At 75.8% G+C, this 24,277-nt stretch carries 23 protein-coding genes and 1 riboswitch; of the genes, 10 read left to right on the top strand and 13 right to left on the bottom strand.

Going from position 1 to position 24,277, the window contains the following annotated elements:
- Window positions 1-39: 39 nt before the first annotated feature.
- Window positions 40-1,425 carry an FAD-binding oxidoreductase gene (locus AB0O09_RS03700; protein ID WP_363539854.1) on the top strand — a complete coding sequence of 462 codons (1,386 nt, stop codon included), beginning with the start codon at window positions 40-42 and terminating at the stop codon, window positions 1,423-1,425.
- Between the two features lie 106 nt (window positions 1,426-1,531).
- Here the strand turns inward: AB0O09_RS03700 and AB0O09_RS03695 are convergent, their stop codons facing one another.
- The gene (locus tag AB0O09_RS03695; protein WP_363539852.1) at window positions 1,532-2,812 is read right to left on the bottom strand and encodes an IS21 family transposase; all 1,281 of its coding nucleotides are present in this window, start codon (window positions 2,810-2,812) and stop codon (window positions 1,532-1,534) included.
- A gap of 337 nt (window positions 2,813-3,149) precedes the next feature.
- Between AB0O09_RS03695 and AB0O09_RS03690 the strand changes: the two genes are divergently transcribed.
- Window positions 3,150-3,470 (top strand): hypothetical protein, encoded by a 321-nt coding sequence (locus AB0O09_RS03690; protein WP_363539850.1) that lies wholly within the window; start codon window positions 3,150-3,152, stop codon window positions 3,468-3,470.
- 157 nt (window positions 3,471-3,627) lie between these two features.
- A complete protein-coding gene (locus tag AB0O09_RS03685) occupies window positions 3,628-4,164 on the top strand; it encodes a DUF2637 domain-containing protein (protein WP_363539848.1) in 537 nt (178 codons plus the stop codon).
- A 336-nt stretch (window positions 4,165-4,500) separates the two neighbouring features.
- Here the strand turns inward: AB0O09_RS03685 and AB0O09_RS03680 are convergent, their stop codons facing one another.
- Entirely contained in the window at window positions 4,501-5,565 is a 1,065-nt protein-coding gene (locus AB0O09_RS03680; protein WP_363539846.1) for a MerR family transcriptional regulator, read from the bottom strand.
- Window positions 5,566-5,749: 184 nt separating this feature from the next.
- Here AB0O09_RS03680 and AB0O09_RS03675 point away from each other — a divergent pair, with 184 nt between their 5' ends.
- Together AB0O09_RS03675 and AB0O09_RS03670 are read left to right on the top strand one after the other, a co-directional pair.
- Window positions 5,750-7,378 carry a phospholipid carrier-dependent glycosyltransferase gene (locus tag AB0O09_RS03675; RefSeq protein WP_363539844.1) on the top strand — a complete coding sequence of 543 codons (1,629 nt, stop codon included), beginning with the start codon at window positions 5,750-5,752 and terminating at the stop codon, window positions 7,376-7,378.
- Between the two features lie 3 nt (window positions 7,379-7,381).
- Window positions 7,382-8,131 carry an ABC transporter permease gene (locus tag AB0O09_RS03670; RefSeq protein ID WP_363539842.1) on the top strand — a complete coding sequence of 250 codons (750 nt, stop codon included), beginning with the start codon at window positions 7,382-7,384 and terminating at the stop codon, window positions 8,129-8,131.
- 21 nt (window positions 8,132-8,152) lie between these two features.
- Here AB0O09_RS03670 and AB0O09_RS03665 read toward each other — a convergent pair whose 3' ends face one another.
- The 3 genes from AB0O09_RS03665 to AB0O09_RS03655 all read right to left on the bottom strand — a co-directional run bounded on the left by AB0O09_RS03665 (window position 8,153) and on the right by AB0O09_RS03655 (window position 11,215).
- Window positions 8,153-9,136, bottom strand: coding sequence for a peptidoglycan-binding domain-containing protein (locus tag AB0O09_RS03665; protein WP_363539840.1), 984 nt, complete (start codon window positions 9,134-9,136; stop codon window positions 8,153-8,155).
- A 166-nt stretch (window positions 9,137-9,302) separates the two neighbouring features.
- On the bottom strand, window positions 9,303-10,211 hold the full coding sequence (locus AB0O09_RS03660; protein ID WP_363539838.1) for a GNAT family N-acetyltransferase: 909 nt from the start codon (window positions 10,209-10,211) through the stop codon (window positions 9,303-9,305).
- A gap of 65 nt (window positions 10,212-10,276) precedes the next feature.
- Entirely contained in the window at window positions 10,277-11,215 is a 939-nt protein-coding gene (locus AB0O09_RS03655) for an AraC family transcriptional regulator (protein WP_363539836.1), read from the bottom strand.
- 152 nt (window positions 11,216-11,367) lie between these two features.
- Here AB0O09_RS03655 and AB0O09_RS03650 point away from each other — a divergent pair, with 152 nt between their 5' ends.
- A complete protein-coding gene (locus AB0O09_RS03650; protein WP_363539834.1) occupies window positions 11,368-11,859 on the top strand; it encodes an anthrone oxygenase family protein in 492 nt (163 codons plus the stop codon).
- 37 nt (window positions 11,860-11,896) lie between these two features.
- The gene (locus tag AB0O09_RS03645; RefSeq protein ID WP_344628006.1) at window positions 11,897-12,229 is read left to right on the top strand and encodes an antibiotic biosynthesis monooxygenase; all 333 of its coding nucleotides are present in this window, start codon (window positions 11,897-11,899) and stop codon (window positions 12,227-12,229) included.
- Between the two features lie 44 nt (window positions 12,230-12,273).
- Here the strand turns inward: AB0O09_RS03645 and AB0O09_RS03640 are convergent, their stop codons facing one another.
- The 6 genes from AB0O09_RS03640 to AB0O09_RS03615 all read right to left on the bottom strand — a co-directional run bounded on the left by AB0O09_RS03640 (window position 12,274) and on the right by AB0O09_RS03615 (window position 18,792).
- Entirely contained in the window at window positions 12,274-13,158 is an 885-nt protein-coding gene (locus AB0O09_RS03640; RefSeq protein WP_363539832.1) for an ECF transporter S component, read from the bottom strand.
- Entirely contained in the window at window positions 13,155-14,765 is a 1,611-nt protein-coding gene (locus AB0O09_RS03635; RefSeq protein ID WP_363539830.1) for an ATP-binding cassette domain-containing protein, read from the bottom strand. Before AB0O09_RS03635 ends, AB0O09_RS03640 begins: the two co-directional genes overlap by 4 nt.
- Complete coding sequence (locus AB0O09_RS03630) at window positions 14,762-15,868, bottom strand: energy-coupling factor transporter transmembrane protein EcfT (RefSeq protein WP_363539828.1); 1,107 nt, start codon at window positions 15,866-15,868, stop codon at window positions 14,762-14,764. The genes AB0O09_RS03635 and AB0O09_RS03630 overlap by 4 nt, the downstream gene beginning before the upstream one ends.
- A gap of 21 nt (window positions 15,869-15,889) precedes the next feature.
- On the bottom strand, window positions 15,890-16,540 hold the full coding sequence (locus tag AB0O09_RS03625) for an SCO2322 family protein (protein WP_363539826.1): 651 nt from the start codon (window positions 16,538-16,540) through the stop codon (window positions 15,890-15,892).
- Entirely contained in the window at window positions 16,537-17,868 is a 1,332-nt protein-coding gene (locus AB0O09_RS03620; RefSeq protein ID WP_363539824.1) for a prenyltransferase/squalene oxidase repeat-containing protein, read from the bottom strand. Before AB0O09_RS03620 ends, AB0O09_RS03625 begins: the two co-directional genes overlap by 4 nt.
- A gap of 107 nt (window positions 17,869-17,975) precedes the next feature.
- Window positions 17,976-18,045: riboswitch (cobalamin riboswitch) on the bottom strand.
- 156 nt (window positions 18,046-18,201) lie between these two features.
- Window positions 18,202-18,792 carry a TetR family transcriptional regulator gene (locus AB0O09_RS03615; protein WP_363539822.1) on the bottom strand — a complete coding sequence of 197 codons (591 nt, stop codon included), beginning with the start codon at window positions 18,790-18,792 and terminating at the stop codon, window positions 18,202-18,204.
- Window positions 18,793-19,005: 213 nt separating this feature from the next.
- Here AB0O09_RS03615 and AB0O09_RS03610 point away from each other — a divergent pair, with 213 nt between their 5' ends.
- Genes AB0O09_RS03610 through AB0O09_RS03600 form a run of 3 tightly spaced genes read left to right on the top strand, consistent with a single transcriptional unit; the run spans window position 19,006 to window position 22,180 of the window.
- A complete protein-coding gene (locus AB0O09_RS03610; RefSeq protein ID WP_363539820.1) occupies window positions 19,006-20,322 on the top strand; it encodes a glycosyltransferase family 4 protein in 1,317 nt (438 codons plus the stop codon).
- 50 nt (window positions 20,323-20,372) lie between these two features.
- A complete protein-coding gene (locus AB0O09_RS03605) occupies window positions 20,373-21,107 on the top strand; it encodes a class I SAM-dependent methyltransferase (protein ID WP_363539818.1) in 735 nt (244 codons plus the stop codon).
- On the top strand, window positions 21,104-22,180 hold the full coding sequence (locus AB0O09_RS03600) for a prenyltransferase (protein WP_363539816.1): 1,077 nt from the start codon (window positions 21,104-21,106) through the stop codon (window positions 22,178-22,180). The genes AB0O09_RS03605 and AB0O09_RS03600 overlap by 4 nt, the downstream gene beginning before the upstream one ends.
- Before the next feature lie 67 nt (window positions 22,181-22,247).
- Here AB0O09_RS03600 and AB0O09_RS03595 read toward each other — a convergent pair whose 3' ends face one another.
- Window positions 22,248-23,099, bottom strand: coding sequence for a hypothetical protein (locus tag AB0O09_RS03595; protein ID WP_363539814.1), 852 nt, complete (start codon window positions 23,097-23,099; stop codon window positions 22,248-22,250).
- A 215-nt stretch (window positions 23,100-23,314) separates the two neighbouring features.
- Complete coding sequence (locus AB0O09_RS03590; protein ID WP_363539812.1) at window positions 23,315-24,277, bottom strand: N-acetylmuramoyl-L-alanine amidase; 963 nt, start codon at window positions 24,275-24,277, stop codon at window positions 23,315-23,317.

Below are 24,277 nucleotides of genomic sequence, written 5' to 3'. Positions count from 1 at the left end.
GCCGCGGCGGCTCCGCACCGGCCGGAAGGACGGCTCACCATGGCATCCCCTGCGAACGGCGACCTGCGTCCGGAGGAACTGGCCGAGGGCTTCGCCGGCCGGGTGCTGCTGCCCGGCGACGAGGCCTACGGCGAGGCGAGGACCATCCACAACGCCATGGTCGACCGCCGGCCCGCGATGATCGCCCAGTGCGAGGGCCCCGCCGACGTCGCCGCGGCGCTGGCCTTCGGCCGCAGCCGCGGACTGGAGATCGCCGTCCGCTGCGGCGGCCACGCGGTGAGCGGACAGGCCCTGGTCGACGGCGGCCTCGTGCTCGACCTGCGCCGGATGAACGGGGTGCGGGTCGACCCGGACGCCCGGGTCGCCCGGGTCGGCGGCGGCGCCCTGATGCGCGACCTCGACCGGGCCACCCAGCCGCACGGCCTCGCCACCACCGGCGGCCGTGCCTCCACCACCGGCATCGGCGGCTTCGCCCTCGGCGGCGGCTCCGGCTGGCTGGAGCGCCGCTTCGGCCTGATGTGCGACAACCTGCTCGCCGCCGACCTGGTCACCGCCGACGGCCGCCGGGTGCACGCCAGCGCGCAGGAGAACCCCGAGCTCTTCTGGGCACTGCACGGCGGCGGCGGCAACTTCGGCGTGGTCACCGAGTTCACCCTCGGTCTGCACCCGCTGCCCGGCTTCTCCATCGCCCTGCTGCTCTTCGAGGCGGACCGGGGACCGGAGGTGCTGCGCGCCTACCGCGACACCATGGAGGCCGCACCCGACGAGGTCGGCGGCGCCTTCATCTACCTCACCGCGCCGCCCGAGGAGTTCGTGCCCCCGGGGCTGGTCGGACAGCAGGCCGTCGGCGTCCTGCTCACCTACGCGGGCGACCTGGAGAGCGCCCGCCCCGCCTTCGCACCGATGCTCGGACTCGGGCACGCCGCCGAGGTGGTCACCGACATCCCGTACGCCGACCTGCAGTGCATGCTCGACGACCCGCCCGGCTTCCGGAACTACTGGTCGGCGGAGTACCTCTCCGGCTTCCCGGACGAGACCGTGGACGCCTTCACCGCGCGGGCCAAGGACATGATCCTTCCCTCGCCGAGCCAGCACATCGTCTTCGCCCTCGGCGGTGCGGTCGCGGCCGGCGACCACGAGTGGCCCGTCCCCTGGCGGGCCGCGCCCTGGGCCGTCCACCCGTTCGCGGTCTGGGAGGACCCGGCGGACGACGAGCGCGGTCGCGCCTGGACGAAGGCCGTCTGCGCCGACATGGCGCCCTGGTCGATCGGCGCCGTCTACCTCAACTTCATCGGAGACGAGGGCGAGGACCGCGCCGCCGCGGGCCGCGGCGCGGAGAACCTCGCCCGGCTCGCCGCCGTCAAGGCCGAGTACGACCCGGCGAACGTCTTCCACTTCAACCACAACATCAGGCCGGCGGCCTGAGGGCGGTCGTCAACGGCGCACGGATGCCGCACAGGTGTCCCCACGCGCTCCTGAAGCGAGCACCCGCGCGCCTTCGAAGACGGTTTCCGGGGCGGGCCGGCCGCGGTCAGCCGTGGCGTGGGCCCGCGGGGCGGGGCACCGGTACGGCCGGGGCGGGGCGGAGGTACTGCCTGCGCAGGGCCTCGGCCTCGGCGGACGCCTCCGCGGACGGCGGACGGCGGACGGCGGTCTCCGGGCAGCCCACCGAACCGGACAGCACCAGCCGGGGCGGGCGCTCCAGGACGAAGGTCGTGTCGCCGTCGGCCACCGTCCGGCCCGCACCGCGCGGCGCCAGGGAGTGGCGCGCGATGACCGCCCCGCTCGACGCGGTGATCGACAGGTCCGACTCGTCCAGCCGGTGGCGGACCTCCACCAGCGCCCCGGCGAGGTCCGGCGGTACGGCGTAGCGGTTGCCGCGGAAGTGGACGAGCCCGTGCTGGTCGACCGTGCGCAGGGTGCGCACGCAGGCCGGGAACGGCGCCGGCGGCAGCGCCTCCAGCGCCGGGGCGGCGGTCGGCGTGCCGTCGCCGGCCGGGATCCGGTCGTCCGACCACGCCGCCAGGCGGTCGAGGATCTGCTGGGCCGCGCGCGGGCCGAGGTCGTCGACGACGCTGCGCCAGTGCTGCCCGGCGGCTGCGGCGCGCCGCTGTTCCTCGGCGGTCGGGCCGGTGGTCTCCAGCTCGATCTCGACCCCGTAGTACCGCCCGACCGGCGTGAACTCCTTGGCCAGTCGGCCGGTCGCCGGGCACCGGACGGGCGCGTCGCGGTCGAAGCGCCAGCGCGGTGCCGTGCCGCCGAGTCGCCGCAGCAGGTGGTCGACGGCCTCCAGCACCTGCGGGAAGTCGTCGCTGTCGAGGAGGACGCCGCGCCAGCGGCGGCCGTGGCGCAGTGAGCCGGTCAGCAGGTGGGCCTTCGCGCCGCCGTCCCAGCCGGGCTGGGGGTCGGCGAGGTCCGTCCAGCCGAACCGGATCTCCTCCTGGTCGGCGTGCCCGCCGCCCGCCCCGCCGCCGGGGGCGCCGGGGTGGCAGTGTCTGCACGGCGGGCGCAGCCGGTGTCTGCGCAGGGCGCGGGTGAAGGTCGAGTAGCCGCCGCGGTAGCCGAGGTCGGTGATCTCGTCGAAGAGCGCGGTCGCCGGCAGGTGCGGGTCGTCCGCCAGGCGCAGGCGGCAGTACGGGAGGAAGGAGAGGAAGACGTCCTCGGCCGGGGTGCGCACCCCGGGCTTGCGGTTCCCGGACAGGTACCTCCGGACGGTCTTGCGGTCCCGTCCGAGATGCCGGGCGATCGCCGAGATCGACCATCCCTGGCCGTGGAGCCGCCGGACATCCAGGTATTCGTTCGTGCTGAGCAACCCAAACCCCCTGCGTGCAGGCTTGCCGGCCACATCGGCTGATAATTCGCAATGGAACGTTGCAAGAGAGTGACCATACAGCACCGCTTTGAAGATCGGAATCAGAGGAAACGTTCCTCCGGTGCTTGGCATCCGGGTAATTTTGGAGAGCGCGGCGCGGCACAACGGCGGTGCGCGCCGCACGGATGGGAAAATTCGGCGAGCGGCCTTGCGCATATGCGGGCGCGCACCACCCGCGAGGAGATCCGCAGAGCGCCCGCAAGCGTTCATACGGAATGTCGCCCGAATTCCGCACACCCGGGTGGAAGATCGCTTCGTTGACCGTGGTGTGATTCCCATGCCTGACCCAGTGACCCCGCACAGCTCCGAGCGCGACCCGATCTGCAGCCTCGGGGCCTGGCTCTTCGTCCCGGACCGGCAGAACGCCGCGGGCGACGTGGAGACCGGCTACCTGGTGCGCAACGGCCGGCGCGTCGTCCTGTGGCACTGTTCCCGGATCCTCGCCGACTTCCTCCGGACGCTGCGCCGCCTGGAATGCCGGTTCGCCGTTACCGGCGGCGCCGCGCAGCCCTCCGGCGCCGCGCCCGCCGGTGCCCCGCAACCCCCGCCGGCGGATCATTCCGCGGCTGCGCAGGGGAATGAGCCGCCCCGTGCATGACCCCCTGCTGGAATTCTTTCGTCCGTACGGAAATGACCCGCTGTTTTCCGGTCCCGGAGAGCATTGTGACGGGGTGGCGGGGTCGCTCGCCGCGGACGCCGGATGGTATGCGGCGCCGACCGTCGAAATGTCCGGCGCCTGGAGTTCCGGCGTTTTCGTGCCGAGCCAGGCGGTGCCGGTCGCCGATTCCGTGCCGCAGCCCGCCCCGCCGCCGCGGACCCCGCGGAAGCGGCGCCGGGTGCGGGCCGCCGAGGTGCGGCGCGAGGAGGCGCTGGGCGAGTTGTTCCGCACCCTGCTCGCCGTCGCGGTGACGGTCGTGTGCGTGCTGGGCTGGGTCCTCTCCTACGCGCCGCTGCAGGACCTCGCCCTCGCCCGGGTGCCCGGAGGGCTGTCCGTGCTGTGGCCGGTGGTGGTCTACGGGCCCTGGCTCGCCGGCTGCCTGTCGGTGCTCCGGGCCGCCCTCGACGGCCGGCGCGCGCTGCACGCCTGGAGCGTCGTCCTCGCCTTCTCGGCGGTCGCCACCGGGCTCTGCATCTGCGGGGTCGCGCAGACCGTGCCGGACGTCATCGTCGCCGGGCTTCCCCCCGTGGCGGCGGCGATCTGCCTCGACCAGCTCGCGCGCCAGCTGATCACCCGGCACCCCTCCCAGCGGTCGCGGTCCCGGCACGGCGGGCGGACGCGGCGGGGCGGGTGACCCGCCGTGGGCCGGCGGCAGGGATCACCGCCGGCCCGTCGGTCGGAGGCCGCGCCCGGCGGGGAGGCCGGGGCGGCCGGGGCGGCCGGGCCCGCGCCCGGACGGGGGAGCGGCTGACGGGTGGTGAGCGGCCATGCAGGACTCCTGGTCGTCGTGGTGCCCCGTGCGGGCCCGGACGGCGGACCGGGTGCCGTGGGCGGCGCAACCACCGTAGGGAGTGATCGGCATATGCCCGACCACATTGCCGTGGTCTCCACAGATTCGGCGCACCACGTGCGATTCGGCCCAACGGCCGCGTACCGGAACCCGTCGCACGCCCCGGCCGGCCGCGGACCGTCAGGGCGCGGTGGGCATCAGCAGCGAGAAGGTGCCCGCGCGGTCCGGGAAGCGGACGGCGAGCGGGGCGACCGGGCCGCCGAGCTCCAGCACGAGCTGGCCGCGGGCACCCGCACCGACCGCCTCCAGCAGGAAGTCCCGGTTGACCCGGACGCACAGCCCGTCCTCCTCCTCGGCGCCGCCGACCGTGAGGGCGCCGTCCGCGGAGACGGTGAGCTCCGAGACCGGGAAGTCCACGCCGTCCTGGTCCCGGCGGACGGTGCGGACGGGCCCGGCGCCGAGCCCTTCGAGCAGTGCGTCCGCGGCGATCTCCACCCGGCGGACCGGCTCCGGACGCAGCATCGGGCGGTAGTCGGGGAAGTCGGCGGGCACCGGGCTGCCGGTCACCTCGCGGCCGCCGGCCGCGGCGGCCAGCACGCCCTCGGCCACCGTCAGCTCGGTCGTGCCGTCGCCCGCCCCGGTGAGCAGTCCGCGCAGCGCGTCCACGAACGCGGTCGGCGCGAGCACTGCCACGGACGGCCCCTCGACGGTGCCCGCGGCGGCCTCCGAGACCGCCAGCCGGTAGCGGTCGGTGGCCACCAGCCGCAGCACCGCCCCGTCGGTCTCGAACAGCACCCCCGCGACCTGCGGGAGCGAGCCGTCGGGGCCGACCGCGAAGCGGACGGCGTCCAGGGCGGCCGCGAGCTCGGCGGCGGGCAGGGTCAGACGGGTGTTCTGCACGGGGTTCCCCCTCAGTTCCAGCAGGTGTCGGACGGTGGACAGCTCGCGGCGGGCGTCCGCCAGACCCTCCTCCAGACGGCGCAGGTGCGCGTCCAGGGCGGCCGCGGCCTCGCCGGGGCGGCCGGCCAGCACCCGCGAGACGTCCGCGAGCGGCATGCCGACCCGCCTCAGCCGGGCGATCAGCCGGGCGTCGGCGAGCTGCTCCGGCGCGTACCAGCGGTAGCCGGTCTGCGGGTCGACCCGGGCCGGGCCGAACACGCCCGCGCCGTCGTAGAAGCGCAGGGCGCTGATGCTGAGTCCGCTCAGTCGGGCGGTCTCGCCGATGCTGTGAAGTCCGCTGTCCACACCGCCGACTCTGCCCCCTCGACCAGGTCGAGGGTCAAACCGCGGGGCGCGGTGGAGGGCGGTGCCGCGCGGCCGGGCTAGGATCTCTCCGACAAAGGCGACATAGCGCCAGTCCGGGCCTGCGACCCGTCAGCCCGCGACCGCCGCGGCCGCCGCGACACCGAGCGAGGAGCGGCGGCAGACCATGGCGCATCCGGCAGTCACCGAGCATGCACCGGCCACGGGCCTGCCCGTCGCGGCCCGGCCGCCGGCCGTCCGGCGCGGCCCGCTGCCGTGGATCGTGCGGCACGCCGACTGGCTCGGCCCGATCGCCGTCGCCCTGTTCGCCGGACTGCTGCGCTTCTGGAACCTCGCGAAGCCGGACGCCTTCGTCTTCGACGAGACCTACTACCCCAAGGACGCCTGGTCGCTGCTGCACCAGGGCTACGAGGGCGTCTGGCCGGACCTCGCCAACCGGGAGATCATCTCCTCCCCGCAGAAGATCCCGCTGACCGCCGAACCCGCGTTCATCGCCCACCCGCCGCTCGGCAAGTGGGTCATCGCGCTCGGCGAGTGGGTGTTCGGCCTGCACCCCTTCGGCTGGCGGGTGATGGTCGCGCTGCTCGGCACCCTCTCGGTGCTGATGCTCGCCCGGATCGGCCGGCGGCTCTTCTCCTCCACGCTGCTCGGCTGCACCGCGGCCCTGCTGATGGCGGTCGACGGCCTGCACTTCGTGATGAGCCGGGTCGGCCTGCTGGACGGCGTGTCGATGTTCTTCGTGCTCGGCGCCTTCGGCTGCCTGCTCGTCGACCGCGACCGCACCCGGCAGGTGCTCGCCGCGGCCCTCGCCGAGGGCGGCCGGGCCGCCGACGAGGTCCGCCTCGGCCTGCGGCCCTGGCGGATCGGCGCCGGCGTCCTGCTCGGCTGCGCCACCGCGGTGAAGTGGAACGGCCTGCAGATCCTGCTGGTGTTCACCGTGCTGACCCTGCTCTGGGACCGCGCCGGCCGCCGCCGGGCCGGCGCCCGCCGACCGACCCGCAGCCTGCTCCGCCGCGACCTGCTGCCCGGCCTGCTCTCCACGGTCGGTGCCGCGGTGCTGGTCTACGTCGCCTCCTGGTCCGGCTGGTTCGCGAGCGACGGCGGCTTCGACCGGCACTGGGCCGACCACCGCGCCGGGCTGTCGCCGCCGCGCACCCCGGTGGTGGACGTCCCGCTGCCGCAGGTGCCGATGACCTGGGTACCGCCGGCACTGCGCGGCTGGTGGCACTTTCACGCCCAGATGTACGACTTCAACACCGGCCTCACCTCGCCGCACACCTACCAGTCCAACCCGTGGAGCTGGCTCGTCCAGGGCCGCCCGGTGTCGATGTACTGGCAGCAGCTCAGCGACGGGCAGGGCGGCTGCACGGCGAACGGCGGCTGCGCCTCGCAGATCCTCGCGCTCGGCACCCCGCTGCTGTGGTGGGCCGCCTGCTTCGCCCTCGCGTACGCGCTGTGGCGCTGGGCGTTCCGGCGGGACTGGCGCTCCGGCGCGATCCTGGCCGGCGTCGCCGGGATCTACCTGCCCTGGTTCGGCTACCAGGAGCGGACGATCTTCTCCTTCTACATGGTGATCCTGGTGCCGTTCCTGTGCCTCGCGGTCGCCCAGATGCTCGGCGCGATGCTCGGCCCGGCGGGCTGCAGCCGGCGGCGCCGGATCTGGGGGGCGGCCGGCGCCGGGCTGGTGGTCTTCGCCGTGGTCGGCTGCTTCGCGTACTTCCACCCGCTGTACACGGCGGAGGTGATCCCCATGTCGGACTGGCAGGACCGGATGTGGTTCACCAGCTGGATCTGACCGGTGGCCGCACCGGCCGGACAGCTGCTGCCGGTCACCTGGTTGCTGGGCGTCGAGATCGCGCTGCTGCTCGCCGCGGCGGTCGCGGTGGCCGGCCGGGGACGGCTCGGCCACGGGCACGCCGTGCTGCGGGCGGGCCTGCGCGCCGTGGTGCAGCTCGGCGCGGTCGCGCTGGTGATCTCCTGGGTGGTCGGCTCGCTCGGGACGTCCGCGCTGTTCGTGCTGCTGATGTTCGGGGTGGCGGTGCGCACGGCGGGCCGGCGGATGACCACCGGCCCGGGCTGGGCGTGGGCCGCCCTGCCGATCGGCGCCGGGGTGCTGCCGGTGCTGGTGCTGCTGCTCGCCACCGGGCTGCTGCCGCACAAGGGCATCGCCCTGATCCCGGTCGCCGGCATCCTGATCGGCGGCGGGCTCACCGCCACCTCGCTGGCCGGCCGGCGGGCGCTGGACGAACTGCGCACCCGGCGCGGCGAGGTCGAGGCGGCGCTGGCGCTCGGCTTCGAGGACCGCGACGCCCGGCTGGAGATCTGCCGGACGGCCGCCGCCACCGCGCTCGTCCCGGTGCTGGACCAGACCCGCACGGTGGGCCTGGTCACGCTGCCGGGGGCCTTCGTCGGCATGCTGCTCGGCGGTGCCGGGCCGGTGCAGGCCGGCGCGGTGCAGCTGTTCGTCCTGGTGGCGCTGCTCGCCGTGGAGTCCACCGCGGTGGTGCTGGTGCTCGAACTGGTCGGCCGGGGCCTGGTGCCCGCCTGACACCTGCGGACGGGCCGCCGGTCAGCAGGCGGGGTCGGCCGAGGCCTTCTCCAGCGCGGCGCGCGTCTTGGGGCCGTACTGGGTGCCGTTGCGCTCGTCGCCCTTGATCCGGGCGTCCCGCTGGAACTCGCTCAGGATCCACTGCGTCCAGGAGTCGAAGGTGCCGGTGGCGAACCAGACGTTGAGGTCGCCGCAGGAGACGGTGATCAGCATCTGCTGCATCGTCCGGACGTCGGGGCCCGAGTCGCCCGGCTTGAGCACCCGGGCGGCCGCCGAGGCGCTGGGCGCCGCCGGCGGTGCGGCGCTGGCGCTCGCCGGGGCCGACCCGGCCGGGCTCGGCGCGGCCGCCCGGCTGGTGCTAGCCCTGCCGGCGACGCGGGTCGGGGAGGCCGAGGACTTCTGGGTGGTGGAGGCGCTCGCGGTCGCGGTCGGCTCGGGCAGCCCGTTGTCCGGGGGCGCCGAGTCGAGGGTGCCGGACGGCGCGGGCAGCGCCTGGTCGAGGTTCGGCTTGTCCGAGGACGGCGACAGGGCCAGCGCCAGACCGGCACCGACCACCGCGATGCCGAGGCCGGTGGCGATCACCGCGGTGCGGCGCCGGCCGGTGACCAGCTGGGCGCGCTCGCGCCGCTCGGCCCGGCCGCCCGGCCGCTGCTGCGGCGTGCCGTGGAAGTCGAAGACGCCGAGGTCGCCGCCGGCACCGCGGGGCGCCACCGGCTCGGGTGCAGCGTCCGGGCGCTGCGGGGGAACGCCCGGCGGTGCGGCGGGCGGCGGGGGAACGGCGGGGTACGCGGCGGGCGGCAGCAGGGTCGTCGCGAACGGGTCCGGGCCGGGCCCGGCGTACGGCCGGCCGTGGCCGCCGCCCGCCGCGACGTAGGGTCTGACCAGCGGCGGACCCTCCAGGTGCGGCAGCACGGCCGTCTCGGCGGCATCCGGGGACGAGGAGGCGCACGCGCAGCCGACGGCCGTCCGGACCGTGCCGCACAGCGGGCAGAGCTCTCCCGGCATCGGCCGGTCCTCCTCGGTCGGTGTGACGAACGCGCCCGATTATGCAGGAGGTTGCACGGGTATGACAGGGAGGTCCTGTGACGGACGGCGGCCTTGTCCTATTTGATGGTGAAACGGTCGGGATGAACGGTCGGTGACGTCCCGCCGTCCCCGCGGTGCGCCACCGCTACGCCCCGCCGCCGCTGACGTCCCGCGAGCGGCTCTCCTCCAGCACCCGGTACCCCGCGGTGGTGTACAGGTTCATCGCCACGGTGTTGCCGCCGAACACGTTGAGCATCAGCGCACCGTCGCCGGCCGCCAGGGCCGCCCGCTCGCCGGCCGCCATCGCGGCCCGGCCGAAGCCCCGCCCGCGCTCCTCGGGGAGCACGTCCAGCGAACAGCCGAAGGTGACGCCCGGCAGGAACCCGTGGTGCAGCCAGCCGGTGCCGACCGTCCGCCCCTCGGCCTCCAGCACCAGCAGGGCCTGCCCGGGCGTGGCCATGTCCTCGGGCAGCATCCGCGCGAAGTCCGCCGCAGACTTGGCCCGGGCCTCCTGCTCCGTGTGCGAACCGGCGCGGAGCATGTCGAACACGTACGCGTCCTCCTGCTGCGCCCGCCAGGCCGGGTACTCCTCGGCCGTCATCGGACGGGCCGTCACGGCGCCCTGCTCCACCGACGCCGCGGCCAGCTCCTTCATCCGGTTCTGGCCGCGCACCGCGTACCCGTCGAAGAGCGGGTCCGAGCCCGTCACCCGCGCCTCCACCCGCGCCGCGCCGCGCTCGGCGCACCACCGCTCGGCCCACTCCAGGGCCGCCGGGCGCAGCCGCCCGTGCCCCGGCTCCGTCCACACCTCGCCGATCCGCCCCACCGGGGTGCCGTCCCGGTCGGCCACCCCCACCGCGACGCAGCCGACCGTCCGGCCGTCCGTCCGGACGTCCGCGACCGTCCACGTCCCGGCCGGTGCGCGCTGCTGCTCGGCCAGCCCCTCGGCGGCCGCGGCGGACAGCCCCGCCGCGCGGTAGCGGGCGGCGAGGCGCTGCAGATGGGCGGGCAGCCAGGTGTCCCGGTCGGCGCCGGGTGCGATCTCCAGGGTCATCCGGGCACGGTAGGCCGCGCGGCGGCCCGGCTGCGAACGGTTTTCCCCCGGCCGCGGCGGCCGGATCAGCCCGCGCGGTGCTCCCGCGGACTCACCCCGCGCACCCGCTTGAAGGCGCTGCTCAGCGCGAACGGACTGCCGTAGCCGACCCGGCGGGCCACCGCGGCGAGCGTCGCGTCCGGTTCGCGCAGCAGGTCCGCCGCCAGGTCCAGCCGCCACCCCGTCAGGTACGCCATCGGCGGCTCGCCGACCAGCTCGGTGAAGCGCCGCGCCAGCGCCGCCCGGGACACCCCCGCCTCCGCCGCCAGCGAAGCCACCGTCCACGGCTCGGCCGGCCGGCGGTGCACCAGCCGCAGCGCCCGTCCCACCACCGGGTCCGCGGACGCCCGGTACCAGCGCGGCGGGGCCGCCTCCGGGCGGGCGAACCACTCGCGCAGCGCCGTGATCAGCAGCAGGTCCAGCAGTCGGTCGAGGACCACCTCCTGGCCCGGCGCGTCCCGGTCCATCTCCTCGCCGAGCAGCGCCGGCAGCGGCGAGGACCAGGCGTCCGCGGGCACCACCGCGACCGGCGGCAGCGCCCGCAGCAGCCGCCCGTTCACCTCCCCGCGCAGCTGGTACGTGCCGGTCAGCAGCACCGTCGCACCGTCCGTGCGCTCGCCCCAGGACCGCCCGCCGAGGTCCATCTCCTCGCACAGCGGGGCGCCCTGCGGATCGGTGGACACCTGCCCCGGGTGGATCACCACCCGCACCGGCGTGTCCGGCCGGTCCGCCACCGTGTACGGCTCCGGGCCGCGGACGATCGCCAGGTCGCCCGGCGCCAGCGCGACCGGACCGCCGGCCGCGGGGACGATCCAGGCCGTGCCGCGCACCAGGCTGACCACCGTCAGCGGCGCCTCGTCGCGCACCGCCACCGCGAACGGCGGCGCCAGCACCGAGCGCAGCAGGAACGCCCCCTGCGCCCGTGGCGCGGCGAGCAGCCCGGCGAGTCCGTCGACTGCGTCCATGCGGCCAGCCTAGAAGCGGCAGCACCGGGGGCGCGTGGGTTCGCTTGGACGCGTGCGTATGCGGGTGAGCGGCTCGGCCATGGGCAGGGGGCGGGGTGCCGGTTTGACTTGACGGCATGACACGGATCCGGGGGAAATCGGAGGTGCGACCCATGGCAACGGCACTGCTGCTCGCGGCCACCGTCGCGACGGGACTGATGGCGGGCCTCTTCTACGCGTTCGCCTGCTCGGTGATGCCGGGCCTCGGGCGCAGCGGCGACGGCACCTTCGTCGAGGCGATGCAGCGGATCAACACCGCCATCCTCAACGGCTGGTTCGCCGCCGCGTTCGTCGGCGCCCTGCTGCTCACCGTCGCGGCCGGCGCCCTCCACCTCGGCGGCGGCGGACGGCCGGCGCTGCCCTGGATCGCCGCGGCCGCGCTGCTCTACCTGGTGGTGCTGGTGGTCACCACGGCGGTCAACGTACCGCTCAACGACCGGCTCGCCGCGGCCGGTGAACCCGGCTCGCTCACCGACCCGGCCGCCGTACGGGCGGCCTTCGAGCAGACCTGGGTGCGCTGGAACACCGTCCGGGCGGTGCTGAACACCGCGGCGTTCGGCTGCCTCGGCTGGGCGCTCGTCCTCTCCGGACGCGCCGGGGCCTGACCGCCGTCCGGGTGTGAGGTGGTGCAGGATGGGAGGCATGTCCGTAGTGAAGATCAACGTGCTGACCGTGCCGGCCGAGATGCGGGAGACCCTGGAGAAGCGGTTCGCCGCCCGCGCCGGGGCCGTGGAGAACTCCGACGGCTTCGAGTGGTTCGAGCTGCTGCGCCCGGTCGAGGGCACCGACCAGTACCTGGTGTACACCCGGTGGGCCAGCGAGGAGGCGTTCAAGGCCTGGATGGAGGGGCCGATGCAGGCCGCGCACCGCCAGGGTCCGCCGGCCGAGGGCGGCGAGGCGCCGAAGCGGCCCGCCGCCAGCGACTCGGTGCTGTGGTCCTTCGAGGTGGTGCAGTCCGCCGGGCCGAAGGCCTGACGGGATCCGAACGGTGAGGGGGTGCGGCCGCCGGCCGTACCCCCTCAGTGCTGCTCGGCGGGCTCGTCGGCGTCCACCGCCGCGGGCGCCCCGGCCGGCGGGGCGAAGGTCACCGGCGCGCCGAACGCGGCCCTGCGGGTGGTGCGCCGCAGCGCCCGCAGCACCGGGCCGCCCACCGTCAGGCAGAGCACCGCGGTGAGCGCGGCCCGGGGCAGGTCCCAGCCGAGCGAGGTGGTCAGGCAGTAGAGGGCGAAGCGCGGCAGGTTCGCCGAGAGCGGGTCGCCGGGGACGAAGGCGATCGAGCTCGCCTGCCCGGCGATGTACGGCCAGCCCTGCAGGTTCATCACCATGCCGTAGGCGACCGCGGCCAGCGCCCCGTATCCGGCGAGCAGCAGGTGCTCGCCCCGGCCGCGGAGCCCGTCCGAGCCCGGCAGCAGCCCGGCGCCGAGGCAGACCCAGCCCATGGCGAGCATCTGGAACGGCAACCAGGGGCCGACCCCGCCGGTGAGCAGCGCCGAGGCGAACATCGACACCGCGCCGAGCACGAAGCCGAAGCCTGCCCCGAGCACCCGGCCGGCCAGCACCATCAGGAAGAACATCGGCTCCAGACCGGCGGTGCCCGCGCCGAGCGGCCGCAGCGCCGCCCCGGCCGCGGCCAGCACCCCGAGCAGGGCGACGGCCTTGGCGTCCAGGCCGGGGGCGCCGCCGCCCGCCGAGCGGCCCTCGGAGATCCGGGCGACCACCACGGCCAGCAGCAGCGGCAGCATCAGGGCGAACAGCCAGGGCGCGTCGGCGGAGTGGCCGACCAGGTCGGAGCCGGGGGAGGCGAGCAGCGGCCAGCCGAACGCGGCGACGCCGATCGCCGAGAGCAGGGCGAGCGCCGGGCCGGAGCGCCGTCCGAGCGGGGCCGGCCCGGCCGGTGCGCTCACAGCTCCTCCCCGAGCTCCGAAGTGACCTGACTGAGCGTCAACCACGGCTGCGGAGCGAGGACCTTGGCGATCTGCGGGGCGAAGGACGGTGCGGCGGTGACGACTTCGGCGGTCGGGCCGTCGGCGACGACCTCGCCCTCGGCCAGCACCACGGTGCGGTGGGCGAGTTCGGCGGCGAGCTCGACGTCGTGGGTGGCCAGCAGGACGGCGTGACCGGCCTCGGCGAGGCCGCGCAGCACGGTGACCAGGCGGGCCTTGGCGGCGTAGTCGAGGCCGCGGGTCGGCTCGTCCAGCAGGATCACCGGGGGTGCGGCGGTGAGCACCACGGCCAGCGCCAGGGTGAGCCGCTGGCCCTCGGAGAGGTCGCGCGGGTGCCGGTCGTCGGCCAGGCCGGGCAGCAGTCCGGCGACCAGGGCCCGGCAGGTGCCGGCGGGGGCGCCGGCGTCCTCGTCGGCGGAGGCGCACTCGGCGCCGACGCTCTCGGTGCACAGCAGGTCGCGGGGTTCCTGCGGAACGAGCCCGATCCTCCGGACGAGTTCGGCGGGCCTGGCCCTGTGCGGGACGAGGCCGCCGACCCGGACGCTGCCGCCGGACGGGGCGTGCAGGCCGACCAGGCTGCCGAGCAGGGTGGACTTGCCGGCGCCGTTGCGGCCCATCAGCGCGGTGGTCTCGCCCGCCCGCAGCTCCAGGCCGATGCCGCGCAGCGCCGGGACGGGCCCGCGCCTGACCACCAGGCGGTCGACGGCGGCCAGCACCTCGCCGCCCGGCGCCGCGGCCGCGGGCGGGGTGCGGTCCGCGAGCCGGGCGCGCAGACCGGCGGCCCGGCGGCGGGCGTCGCGGACGGACAGCGGCAGCGGCGACCAGCCGGCCGCCCGGCCGAGCGCGACCACCGGCGGGTGCACGGGGGAGTGCGCCATGACCTCGGCCGGCCCGCCGAGCTCCGGGGCCCGCCCGGGGCCGGGCAGCAGCAGCACCTGGTCGGCGTACTGGACGACCCGCTCCAGCCGGTGTTCGGCCATCAGCACGGTGGTGCCGAGGTCGTGGACGAGCCGCTGCAGCACCGCCAGCACCTCCTCGGCGGCGCCCGGGTCGAGCGCCGAGGTCGGCTCGTCCAGCACCAGCACCCGGGGGTGGACGGTGAGCACCGAGCCGATCGCGACCCGCTGCTGCTGGCCGCCGGAGAGCGAGGTGAGGGCGCGGTCGCGCAGGTCGGCGAGGCCGAGCAGGTCGAGGGTCTCCTCGACGCGGCGCCGCATCACGTCCGGGGCGAGACCCAGCGACTCCATCCCGTAGGCGAGTTCGTCCTCGACGGTGTCGGTGACGAAGTGCGCGAGCGGGTCCTGCCCGACGGTGCCGACGACGTCGGCGAGGTCGCGCGGGCGGTGGGTGCGGGTGTCCCGCCCGGCGACGGTGACCCGGCCGTGCAGGGTGCCGCCGGTGAAGTGCGGGACGAGCCCGCTGACCGTCCCCAGCAGCGTCGACTTGCCGGAGCCGGACGGGCCGACGACCAGGCAGAGCTCGCCCTCCGGCACGGTCAGGTCGACCCCGGTCAGTGCGGGCTCGGTGGCGTCGGCGTAGACGACCGACACCTGCTCGAAGGTGATCACGAGCTCCTCCGGGGCGGGACGGGGGCGGCCGCGGCCGGCACCAGGCCGATCAGCACGGCGGCCACGGCGGGCAGCGGCAGGGCGGGCAGCTCCGGCGGCACCACGGACGGGGCGAACGCGGCCGGGTACCGCCCGGAACACCAGACGGTCAGCACGGCGACGGCGATGCCCGAACCGGCCACCAGCCACTCCCGGACGGCCCACGGATCGGGCCGGTAGCGGGTGCGCGGACTGCGTCGGCCGCCCAGCAGCAGCCCGGCGCCGGCCGAGGCCAGCCCGAGCAGCAGCACCGGCAGTGCCCAGGCGCTGCCGGCCGCGCCGAGCAGCCCGTACAGGGCGGCGCAGATGCCGAGCAGGCCGAGCAGGGTGAGTGCGGCGGTGGCGCGGGCGAGGCGGCGCGGCACGTCGGCGGTGCGGCCGAAGCCGCGGGTGTCCATCGCCGCGGCGAGCGCGACCGAGCGTTCCAGCGCGCCCTCCAGCACCGGCAGCCCGACGCTCAGCAGGGCGGCGACGCCGCGGTCGTCGCGGCCGCGCAGCCGGCGGGCGGCCCGCAGCCGGCGCACGTCGGCGACCAGGTTCGGCGCGAAGGTCATCGCCACCACCGCGGCGAGCCCGGCCTCGTACAGGGCGCCGGGCAGGGCGCGCAGCAGCCGGGTCGGCGAGGCGAGCGCGTTGGCGGCGCCCACGCAGACCAGCAGCACGGCCAGCTTCAGCCCCTCGTACAGGGCGAACAGCAGGCCCTCCAGGGTGATCGCGCCGCCCACCCGGACGCCCTGCGCCCAGGACGGCAGCGGCAGCTGCGGCAGGGTCAGCAGCACGTGGGTGCCCTGCACCGGCGAGCCGAGCAGCACCGTGAACGCCATCCGGATGCCCAGCACCAGCAGTCCGAGCCGCAGGAACGCCCCGTACGACCGGGACCACGGCTCGTCGCCGCGGCGGGCGGCGACCACGTACCCGGCGACCGCGCCGATCAGCAGGAGCAGCAGCGGGTTGGTGGTGCGGGAGGCGGCGGCCGCCAGGCCGAGCGCCCACAGCCACCAGGCACCGGGGTGCAGGTGGCGCGGGCCGACGGCGGGGCGCGCGGCGGTGCGGGTTCGGGGCACGGCGGGTCTCCGGACGGGTCGTCAGCGGCGGCGGCGCAGCTGCCACCAGGCGCCGGCACCGAGCAGCAGGACGAGGACTCCGCCGAGCACCGGGCCGGTGAGGCCGGTGCCCCCGGACGGTGAGCCGGAGGCGGCCGGGGCACCGGCGTCCACCGCCTCGCCGCAGCCGGCCCGCGGGTAGCCGGCGATCGCGCACAGCATGCCCGCGCCGTCGTAGCGCAGCGGCGGGGCGACGGCGGCGAGCACCTCGGCCGAGGTGGCGGCGGCCGGCACCGAGGCGCAGGCCGTCCGGGCGGCGGGCGGGGCGCCCGCGCCCTTCGGGGCGTCGGCGGGGGTGCCGAAGTCGAGCACCACGCCGACCCGCTTGCGGCCCTGCTGCGCCGGGGTGGCGGCGCACAGCGCGGCGAAGTCCCCTGTGGTGCCGGGCCGGGCGGCCTCCTTCCCGCCGTCCGGGCTCAGCGCGAACCGCCAGCCGTCGACCGCGCCGTCGGCCGGCACGTACACCGCCGGGCCCTGCTGCTGGTAGGCCCAGGTGCCGCCGCCGGACTTCCAGAACGACCAGTAGCGGTAGTCCGCGGCCTGCGCGGGGCCGGCCGGCAGCAGGACGAGGAGGACGGCCGGGACGGCGGCGGCGAGCAGCGCCGCCGCCGTCCGGCGCAGCGCACCGGTCACTGCTGCCCGTCGTCCTTCGCCGGGGTGGCGGCGGCGGCCTGCCGGCGGCGGTTGAGGCTGATCATCAGCCCGCCGCCGATGCCGACCACCAGGCCGGTGCCGACCAGCCAGATCGGCGAGAAACCGCCGTTGTCCTCGCCGTCGGTGATGCCGGAACCGGGCGCCGCGGTGCCGTCCGGGTTGGCCGAGGCGGCCGACGCCGCCGCGGACGGCAGCGAGAGCGGCTTGGGACCGGAGTCCACCAGCAGCTGCACCAGGTTGGTGCCGCCGAAGTTGTACGGGTCGAGCTTGGCGGCCTGGGCGACCAGCAGCAGCGTCGCGGCGGCCGCCGGGTCGGTGCCGTTCTTGCCCTTGGCGGCCCAGGCGTAGCCGTTGCCGGCCAGCCAGTCGGCGGCGCCCGCGGCCTGGTGCGGGTGGCCCGCGCGCACCAGCGACAGCACCGCCCAGGAGGTCGCGTTCAGGTCCGGCGCGGGCTCGGCACCGGGAGTGGTCAGCATCAGGTGCTGGCCGTTGGCGTTCAGCCGGCCGACCAGGTGCGCGGAGGCGGCCTCGGCCGACTGCGCTGCGGGCACGGCCGCCGCGGCGCCGCCCGCGGGGCAGGCCGGGGCGGCGGGTGCGGCGTCCACCCGGTCGGTGGTGGCCACCGGCAGTGCCCCGCCGGCGGCGGCGAGCGCGGCCTGCCCGGTCGCCAGGCCGTTCGCCTTGGCGTCGGCACCCGGCTGGTAGACGTAGCCGCCGCGCTCGGCGGCCGGCGCGGCGCAGCCCAGCTGGAAGCCGGCGAGGCCGTCCAGGGCGCTGCGGCCGGCCTTGGCGACCTGCGCCGGGTCGGCGTGCGCGGCGGTCAGCGCGCTGACCGCGAGGCCGGTGGAGTCGGCGTCGCCCGGGCCGCCCGGGTTGTACGACCAGGTGCCGTCCGCGTTCTGGTTCGCCTTCAGCCAGGCCACGCCCTTGGCGACGGCGTCCTGGTGGCCGCCGAGTGCGGTGAGCGCCTGCACGGCGACGGCGGTCGCGTTGCTGTCCTCGGTCTTCGGGTCGCAGGCCGCGGCCGCGTCCGCCCGGAACGAGGGCCAGCCGCCGTCCGCGCACTGCTGGCCGGTCAGCCAGGAGACGGCGGACGCGGCCGGGACGACCTTCGCCGAGGCCAGCGCCGTCAGCGCGAGGGACTGGCGCCACACGCCGTCGTAGCTGGGGTCGCCCTTGCCGTACAGCGCGGCGGGCGGGGTGACCGGGGACGGTGCCGGGGTGTCGGCCAGGGCCGGGGCGGCGGCGCCGGCGGCCAGCAGCAGGCCGGCCAGCGCGGAGGCGCCCAGGCGGGCGGCGGTGAGCATGTGAGGGTGAGCCTTTCGGTGAGCGGTGCAGCAGCCCGGCAGGGCTGCCCGTAGACCTCGACGGAACCGGGCGTGCCACGCCCGGCCGGCCGCTCGCCCCCGGCCCCGGGCAGTCCGGCTCGCCCGCCGGGCGGGCTCACGGTTGCGGGTCAGCGCCGGATTCGCACCGGCTTCCCCCGGGAGGGGCGGATGGAGTTGTCGTGCGCCCCGACTCTAACGGGCACCCGCGAACCGCTTGCAGCGCGGGCAGTAGAACGTGTTCCAGTCCAGGCCCTCCGCCCGAGGCGGCTCCTCAGGGGTGCGGGAGGTGCCCCCACGCGCCCCTGACCGTCGTCACTCCGTCGGGGACAGCAGGCGGGCCGCCGTGTGCAGGTCGGCGCGGACCTCGGCGAGGGAGCTGCGGCCGGAGAGCCAGCTCAGCAGCGTCGCGTGCCAGGTGTGCCCGACCACCCGCAGCGCCGCCTGCTGCTCCGCGGTCGGCGGGCCCGGCAGCCGGGCCGCGGCGAGCACGATCTCGGACGTCAGCTCGGCCACCGCGTCCACCTCCCGCCCGACGGAGCGGTCCGCGAAGGACAGCGCCCGCACCATCGCCTCCGCCAGCCGCGGGTCGCGCTGCAGCGCGTGGAAGGCCAGCGTCAGCGTCTCGGCGACCCGCCCGGCCGGGTCCGCGGCGGTCTGCGGATGCCGCTTCACCTGCTCCTTCAGCTGCCGCAGCTGCTCCTCCATGACCGCCACCAGCAGGTGCACCTTGGACGGGAAGTAGCGGTAGAGCGTGCCCAGCGCGACCTCCGCGCCCTCGGCGACCTCGCGCATCTGGACGGCCTCCCAGCCGCCCCGGGAGGCCAGCGCGGCGGCGGCGCGCAGGATCCCGCGGCGCCGCTCGGCCTGGCGCGGGGAGAGCCGGCGGCCGGCAGTGGTGGACACGGTCAACACAGCCCCCAGGGCGTCGACGGGACGGGACCGGGCACGTGGCGTGAATCACCATCCCCGGCCCGAACCGCGAAGCTACGGGCCGGTATCTTCGAGGTCTCTCGTTGTTCACATGCCCGACGACGATGACACACTCCACCGTGAAACGTGATCTACTTTAGCCGCTGCGGCCGCCGAGCCGGGCTGAGTAGGGACAAGGGGACCAGCATGACCGCGTCGCCGCGACCGCTGCGGATCGCCCTGCTCTCCTACCGCGGCGACCCGTTCTGCGGCGGCCAGGGCGTCTACGTCCGGCACCTGTCCCGCGAGCTCGCCCGCCTCGGCCACCACGTCGACGTGATCGGCGCCCAGCCGTTCCCCGTCCTCGACGAGGTCGAGGGCCCCGGCTCCGTCCGGCTGGTCGAGCTGCCCAGCCTCGACCTGTACCGCGCCGGCGACCCCTTCCGCACCCCGGCCCTCGCCGAGTACCGCGGCCCGGTCGACGTGCTGGAGTTCCTCACCATGCGCACCGGCGGCTTCCCCGAGCCGCTGACCTTCTCGCTGCGCGCCCGGCAGTTCCTCGCCCGGCACAGGGGACGCTACGACGTCGTCCACGACAACCAGACCCTCGGCTACGGACTGCTCGGCCTGGAGCGGCACGGCTTCCCGCTGGTCACCACCGTCCACCACCCGATCACCGTGGACCGCCGCCTGGAGCTGGAGGCCGCGACCACCGCCGTCAAGCGGCTCTCGCTGCGCCGCTGGTACGCCTTCACCCGGATGCAGAAGCGGGTCGCCGCGCGCCTGGAGCACGTCATCACCGTCTCCGCGAGCTCCGCCGCGGAGATCGTCGAGCACCTCGGCGTCGCCGCCGGCGCCGTCTCGGTGGTGCCGATCGGCGCCGACACCCGGCTCTGGTCGCCCGACCCGTCGGTGGCCACCGTGCCCGGACGGATCGTCACCACCTCCTCCGCCGACGTCCCGCTGAAGGGCCTCGTCCACCTCGTCGAGGCGCTCGCCAAGGTCCGCACCGAGCGCGAGGCCCACCTCGTCGTCGTCGGCAAGCCGCAGAAGGAGAACGGACCGGTCGCCGACGCCGTCCGCCGGTTCGGCCTGGAGGCGCACATCGACTTCCGCACGGGGCTGACCGACCGGGAGCTGGTCGACCTGTACCGCTCCGCCGAGGTCGCCTGCGTCCCCTCGCTGTACGAGGGCTTCTCGCTGCCCGCCGCCGAGGCCATGGCCACCGCCACCCCGCTGGTCGCCACCACCGGCGGAGCCATCCCCGAGGTGGCCGGCGAGGACGGCGAGACCTGCCTGGCCGTGCCGCCCGCCGACGCCGGGGCGCTCGCCGCCGCCCTCGGGCGGCTGCTGGACGACCCCGCGCTGCGAGAACGCCTCGGCGCCGCCGGCCGCGAGCGGGTGCTGGCCAACTTCACCTGGCAGCGCGCCGCCGAGCTCACCGCCGAGCGCTACCGCGCCGCCGTCGCCACCGGGGCCGGGCAGCGCGCCCGCGCCGGCCGCGGCTGGCGCTACGTCCACTGACGCTTCGCCCCACCTCCTTCAGTACAGCAGCAACGAATGGGAGCCCCGCAGTGCTGACCGTCGATTTCTCCCGCTTCCCGCTCGCCCCCGGCGACCGGGTGCTCGACCTGGGCTGCGGCGGGGGCCGGCACGCCTTCGAGGCCTACCGCCGCGGCGCGAACGTCGTCGCCCTGGACCAGAACGGCGACGAGATCGCCGAGGTCCGCAAGTGGTTCGCGGCGATGGAGCAGGCCGGCGAGGCCCCGGCGGGCGCCTCCGCCACCGCCATGGAGGGCGACGCGCTCAACCTGCCCTTCGACGACGACACCTTCGACCGGATCATCATCTCCGAGGTCATGGAGCACATCCCGGACGACAAGGGCGTGCTCGCCGAGATGGTGCGGGTGCTGAAGCCGGGCGGCCTGCTCGCCGTCACCGTGCCCCGCTACCTGCCGGAGAAGATCTGCTGGGCGCTCTCCGACGAGTACCACGAGGTCGAGGGCGGCCACATCCGCATCTACCGCGGCGACGAACTGGTCGACAAGGTCCGCGAGTCCGGCCTGGAGCCGTACGGCACCCACCACGCGCACGCCCTGCACTCGCCGTACTGGTGGATCAAGTGCGCCGTCGGCGTGAACAACGACAAGGCGCTGCCCGTCCGCGCCTACCACCAGCTGCTGGTCTGGGACATCGTCGGCACCCCGGTGATCAGCACCCTCACCAAGGCCGCCGAGAAGGCGCTCAACCCGGTGATCGGCAAGAGCTTCGTGGTGTACGCCTCCAAGCCGCACCGGGCCGGCAAGTGACCGCGGCCGTCCCCGACGCGCTGCTGCTCGACGGCGTCCTCGACGCCGAGCAGGCCGCCGCCACCGTCCGGTCGATCCTCGCCGACCAGCAGGCCGACGGCGCCCTGCCGTGGTTCCGCGGCGGCCACCTCGACCCGTGGGACCACACCGAGGCCGCGATGGCCCTCGACACCGCCGGCGAGCACGCCGCCGCCGAGGCCGCCTACCGCTGGCTGGTCGACCACCAGAACCCCGACGGCTCCTGGTACGCCGCCTACTCCTACGGCCACGGCGGCCCCGACGGCGAGGTCACCAACGCCGCCAAGGAGACCAACTTCTGCGCGTACGTCGCCGTCGGCGCCTGGCACCACCACCTGGCCACCGGCGACGACGCCTTCCTGGAGTGGATCTGGCCCACCGTCCGCCGCGCGCTCGACTTCACCGTCGGCCTGCGGCTGCCCGGCGGCCCGATCGCCTGGCGCCAGGACGAGGACGGCACCGCCCCCGACGAGGCGCTGCTCACCGGCTCCTCCTCGATCCTGCACGCCCTGCGGTGCGGCCTCGCCATCGCCGACCACCTCGAAGAGCCCCAGCCCGACTGGGAGTTGGCCGCCGGACGGCTGCGCCACGCGATCGCCCACCACCCGGAGCGGTTCCTCGACAAGGACCGCTACTCGATGGACTGGTACTACCCGGTGCTCGGCACCGCCCTGCGCGGCACCGAGGCCGAGCGGCGGATCGCCCGCGACTGGGACCGCTTCGTCGTCCCCGGCCTCGGCGTGCGCTGCGTCAGCGACCGGCCCTGGGTCACCGGCGGCGAGAGCGCCGAACTCGCCCTCGCCCTCTGGGCGGTGGGCCAGTCCGACCGCGCGGTGGAGATCCTCCGCTGGATCCAGCACCTGCGGCACACCGACGGCTCCTACTGGACGGGCTACGTCTTCGAGGACGACGCGATCTGGCCCGAGGAGCGCACCACCTGGACGGCCGGCGCCCTGCTGCTCGCCGTCGCCGCCCTCGGCGGCGACCACGCCACGGTGGCCGTCTTCGGCGGTGACGGCCTGCCCGCCGGACTGGTCGTCAACGACTGCTGCTGAGAAACCCCGCACACGCCGAAGGGGCGGTACCCGGCCGGGTACCGCCCCTTCGGCGTGGAATCGCCCGTCAGCCGCGCTGGATGCCGGAGGTGTCGGCCAGCAGGCCGTGCGAACCGTCCGGCAGCTGCGCCACCAGCGCCGCGCCGCGCTGCTCGACCGCCAGGTACCAGGTGCCCGGGACGAGCTCACCGACCGGCGGGCCCGCCGGGTTGTCCTTGTTCGCCAGCTGGCGGACGGCCGGCACCGCGAACCAGAACGGCTGGAACGGCGCGGCGTCGTGCGCCGGCTGCGGGGCGGGCTGGGGCGCCCCCGGGTAGCCGTAGCCGCCGGCCTGCTGCTGCTCCGCGCCGAAGCCCGGGGTCGGCACCGCACCCGGCTGCCCGGCCTGCGGGTAGCCGTACTGGCCGGGCTGGCCCGCGCCCTGCGGGAAGGCCTGGTACGCCTGCGGCGCCGGAGCGGCCGGCTTGTCCGACAGCAGCGGGCCCTGCAGGGCCGGCACCAGCGGGCCCGCGGCCGCGGCACCGGCCAGCACCAGCGCGGCCAGCAGACCGAGCCAGGCACCGAAGCCGTGGCTCACGCCCTCACCGCCGCCACCGATCGCCCACAGCGCCGACCACAGCGTCGCGACCGACAGCGCGGTGCCCCACTGGTCCAGGCGCAGCCCGAGGACCTGCCGGGTGGCCGAGGCCTCGCCCTGCAGGCGGTGAACCAGGATCAGCGCCGCCGCGACGATGCCGAGCAGGAACGCCGACGGCAGGATCGGGAAGAGCGAGGCCTTCCACGCGTTCTGGCTGTCCGAGTTGCACCGGCCGGCGATGCAGAACTCGACCGTCAGGTAGGGCAGGAAGGACGCGATGAAGAGCAGTACGGCCGCACCTGCGACGGCGGCGTCTCCCCGCGTGAGAGCGCGCAGATTCACTAACGTTCCCCTCGTTGGTGTGTCGTGGACTGCGTGTCGGGGCGGTCGGCTGACCGGTACGGGACGTCCCCGGACTGCTAGAGCCTAGGGCCCGGGTCGTCCGCTGTGCACAGCGCCCCGGGGAAACCCCCGATTTCGTTGCCAAATCGCCGTGACTCCAGGTCAGCGCACGACCGGCGGACGGGCCGGTGCGGCCCCGCAGGCCGTGCGCGCCGTCACGAGCCCCCCGCCAGAAAGGCGGTCACGGCCTCCGCGATCCCCTCGGCGGCCTTCTGCCGCCACTGCGGGTCCGTCATGTGCTCGGCGTCCGCGGCGTTGCGCATGTTCCCGCACTCGATGAACACCTTCGGCACCCGCGACAGGTTGAGGCCGCCCAGGTCCGTACGGGTGTCCAGGCCGTCCTTGCCGATGTAGTCGGCGTACGGCTGGCCGGTCGCCCGCTTGAAGGCGTCCCGCAGCTCCAGGCCCAGCCGGTGCGAGGGGTCGACGATCGCCGAGGTGTCGGCCGCACCCGCGGTGACCTTCCCCGGCATGATCACGTGGAAGCCGTGGGCACCGGACGGGGCGCCGTCGGCGTGCACGGACACCGCCGCGTCCGCCTTCGCCTGGTTGCCGATCCGGGCCCGCTCGTCGATGCACGGCCCGAACGGCCGGTCGCCGTCCTGGGTGAGCACCACGTTCGCGCCGCGCTGCCGCAGGATCTCCCGCGCCCGGTGCACCACGTCCAGCGTGTACGAGGCCTCGCTGTAGCCCGCGTTGGTCGCCGTGCCGGTGGTGTCGCACTCCTTGCGGGCGTTGCCGATGTCCACCTGCTTGTTGATCTCGGTGGTGTGCGTGACGTTGCCCGGGTTGTGCCCCGGGTCCAGCAGCACCGTGCGGCCGTTCAGCGGCCCCGAACCGGTCGGCGCCGATCCGCTCGGCGCGGGCCCGCCCGCCGCCGGGCCGGAGGACGCCGGGGCGGGCTCCGCCGAGGAGGGCTCCGGCGCCGGGGCCGAGGCCGCGCCGGCCGGGGTGGCGGCGGACGGGGCCGCCGGGCGGGAGCCGTCCGCCAGCGCCTGCCAGCCGAACCAGCCGCCCGCGCAGAGCGCGGGCACCGTGCAGACGAGCACGGCGATGCCGAGGCGGCGGGCGCGGCGGGGGCGCTCCGGGTACTGGGGGTCGCTGGTGGTGCCGGTCAC

The sequence above is a fragment of the Kitasatospora sp. NPDC093679 genome, from assembly GCF_040683455.1.
Classification (GTDB): domain Bacteria; phylum Actinomycetota; class Actinomycetes; order Streptomycetales; family Streptomycetaceae; genus Kitasatospora; species Kitasatospora arboriphila.
The sequence above is the reverse complement of the archived record's forward strand: the minus strand, read 5'-3'. Positions and strand labels throughout refer to the sequence as shown.

Excerpts from the sequence above, each read along its gene's own strand:
- AB0O09_RS03645 (WP_344628006.1), top strand. The coding sequence starts at position 11,897 with ATGTCCGTAGTGAAGATCAACGTGCTGACCGTGCCGGCCGAGATGCGG.
- AB0O09_RS03660 (WP_363539838.1), bottom strand. The coding sequence starts at position 10,211 with ATGACCCTGGAGATCGCACCCGGCGCCGACCGGGACACCTGGCTGCCC.
- AB0O09_RS03690 (WP_363539850.1), top strand. The coding sequence starts at position 3,150 with ATGCCTGACCCAGTGACCCCGCACAGCTCCGAGCGCGACCCGATCTGC.
- AB0O09_RS03655 (WP_363539836.1), bottom strand. The coding sequence starts at position 11,215 with ATGGACGCAGTCGACGGACTCGCCGGGCTGCTCGCCGCGCCACGGGCG.
- AB0O09_RS03620 (WP_363539824.1), bottom strand. The coding sequence starts at position 17,868 with ATGCTCACCGCCGCCCGCCTGGGCGCCTCCGCGCTGGCCGGCCTGCTG.
- AB0O09_RS03610 (WP_363539820.1), top strand. The coding sequence starts at position 19,006 with ATGACCGCGTCGCCGCGACCGCTGCGGATCGCCCTGCTCTCCTACCGC.
- AB0O09_RS03700 (WP_363539854.1), top strand. The coding sequence starts at position 40 with ATGGCATCCCCTGCGAACGGCGACCTGCGTCCGGAGGAACTGGCCGAG.
- AB0O09_RS03650 (WP_363539834.1), top strand. The coding sequence starts at position 11,368 with ATGGCAACGGCACTGCTGCTCGCGGCCACCGTCGCGACGGGACTGATG.
- AB0O09_RS03665 (WP_363539840.1), bottom strand. The coding sequence starts at position 9,136 with ATGCCGGGAGAGCTCTGCCCGCTGTGCGGCACGGTCCGGACGGCCGTC.
- AB0O09_RS03675 (WP_363539844.1), top strand. The coding sequence starts at position 5,750 with ATGGCGCATCCGGCAGTCACCGAGCATGCACCGGCCACGGGCCTGCCC.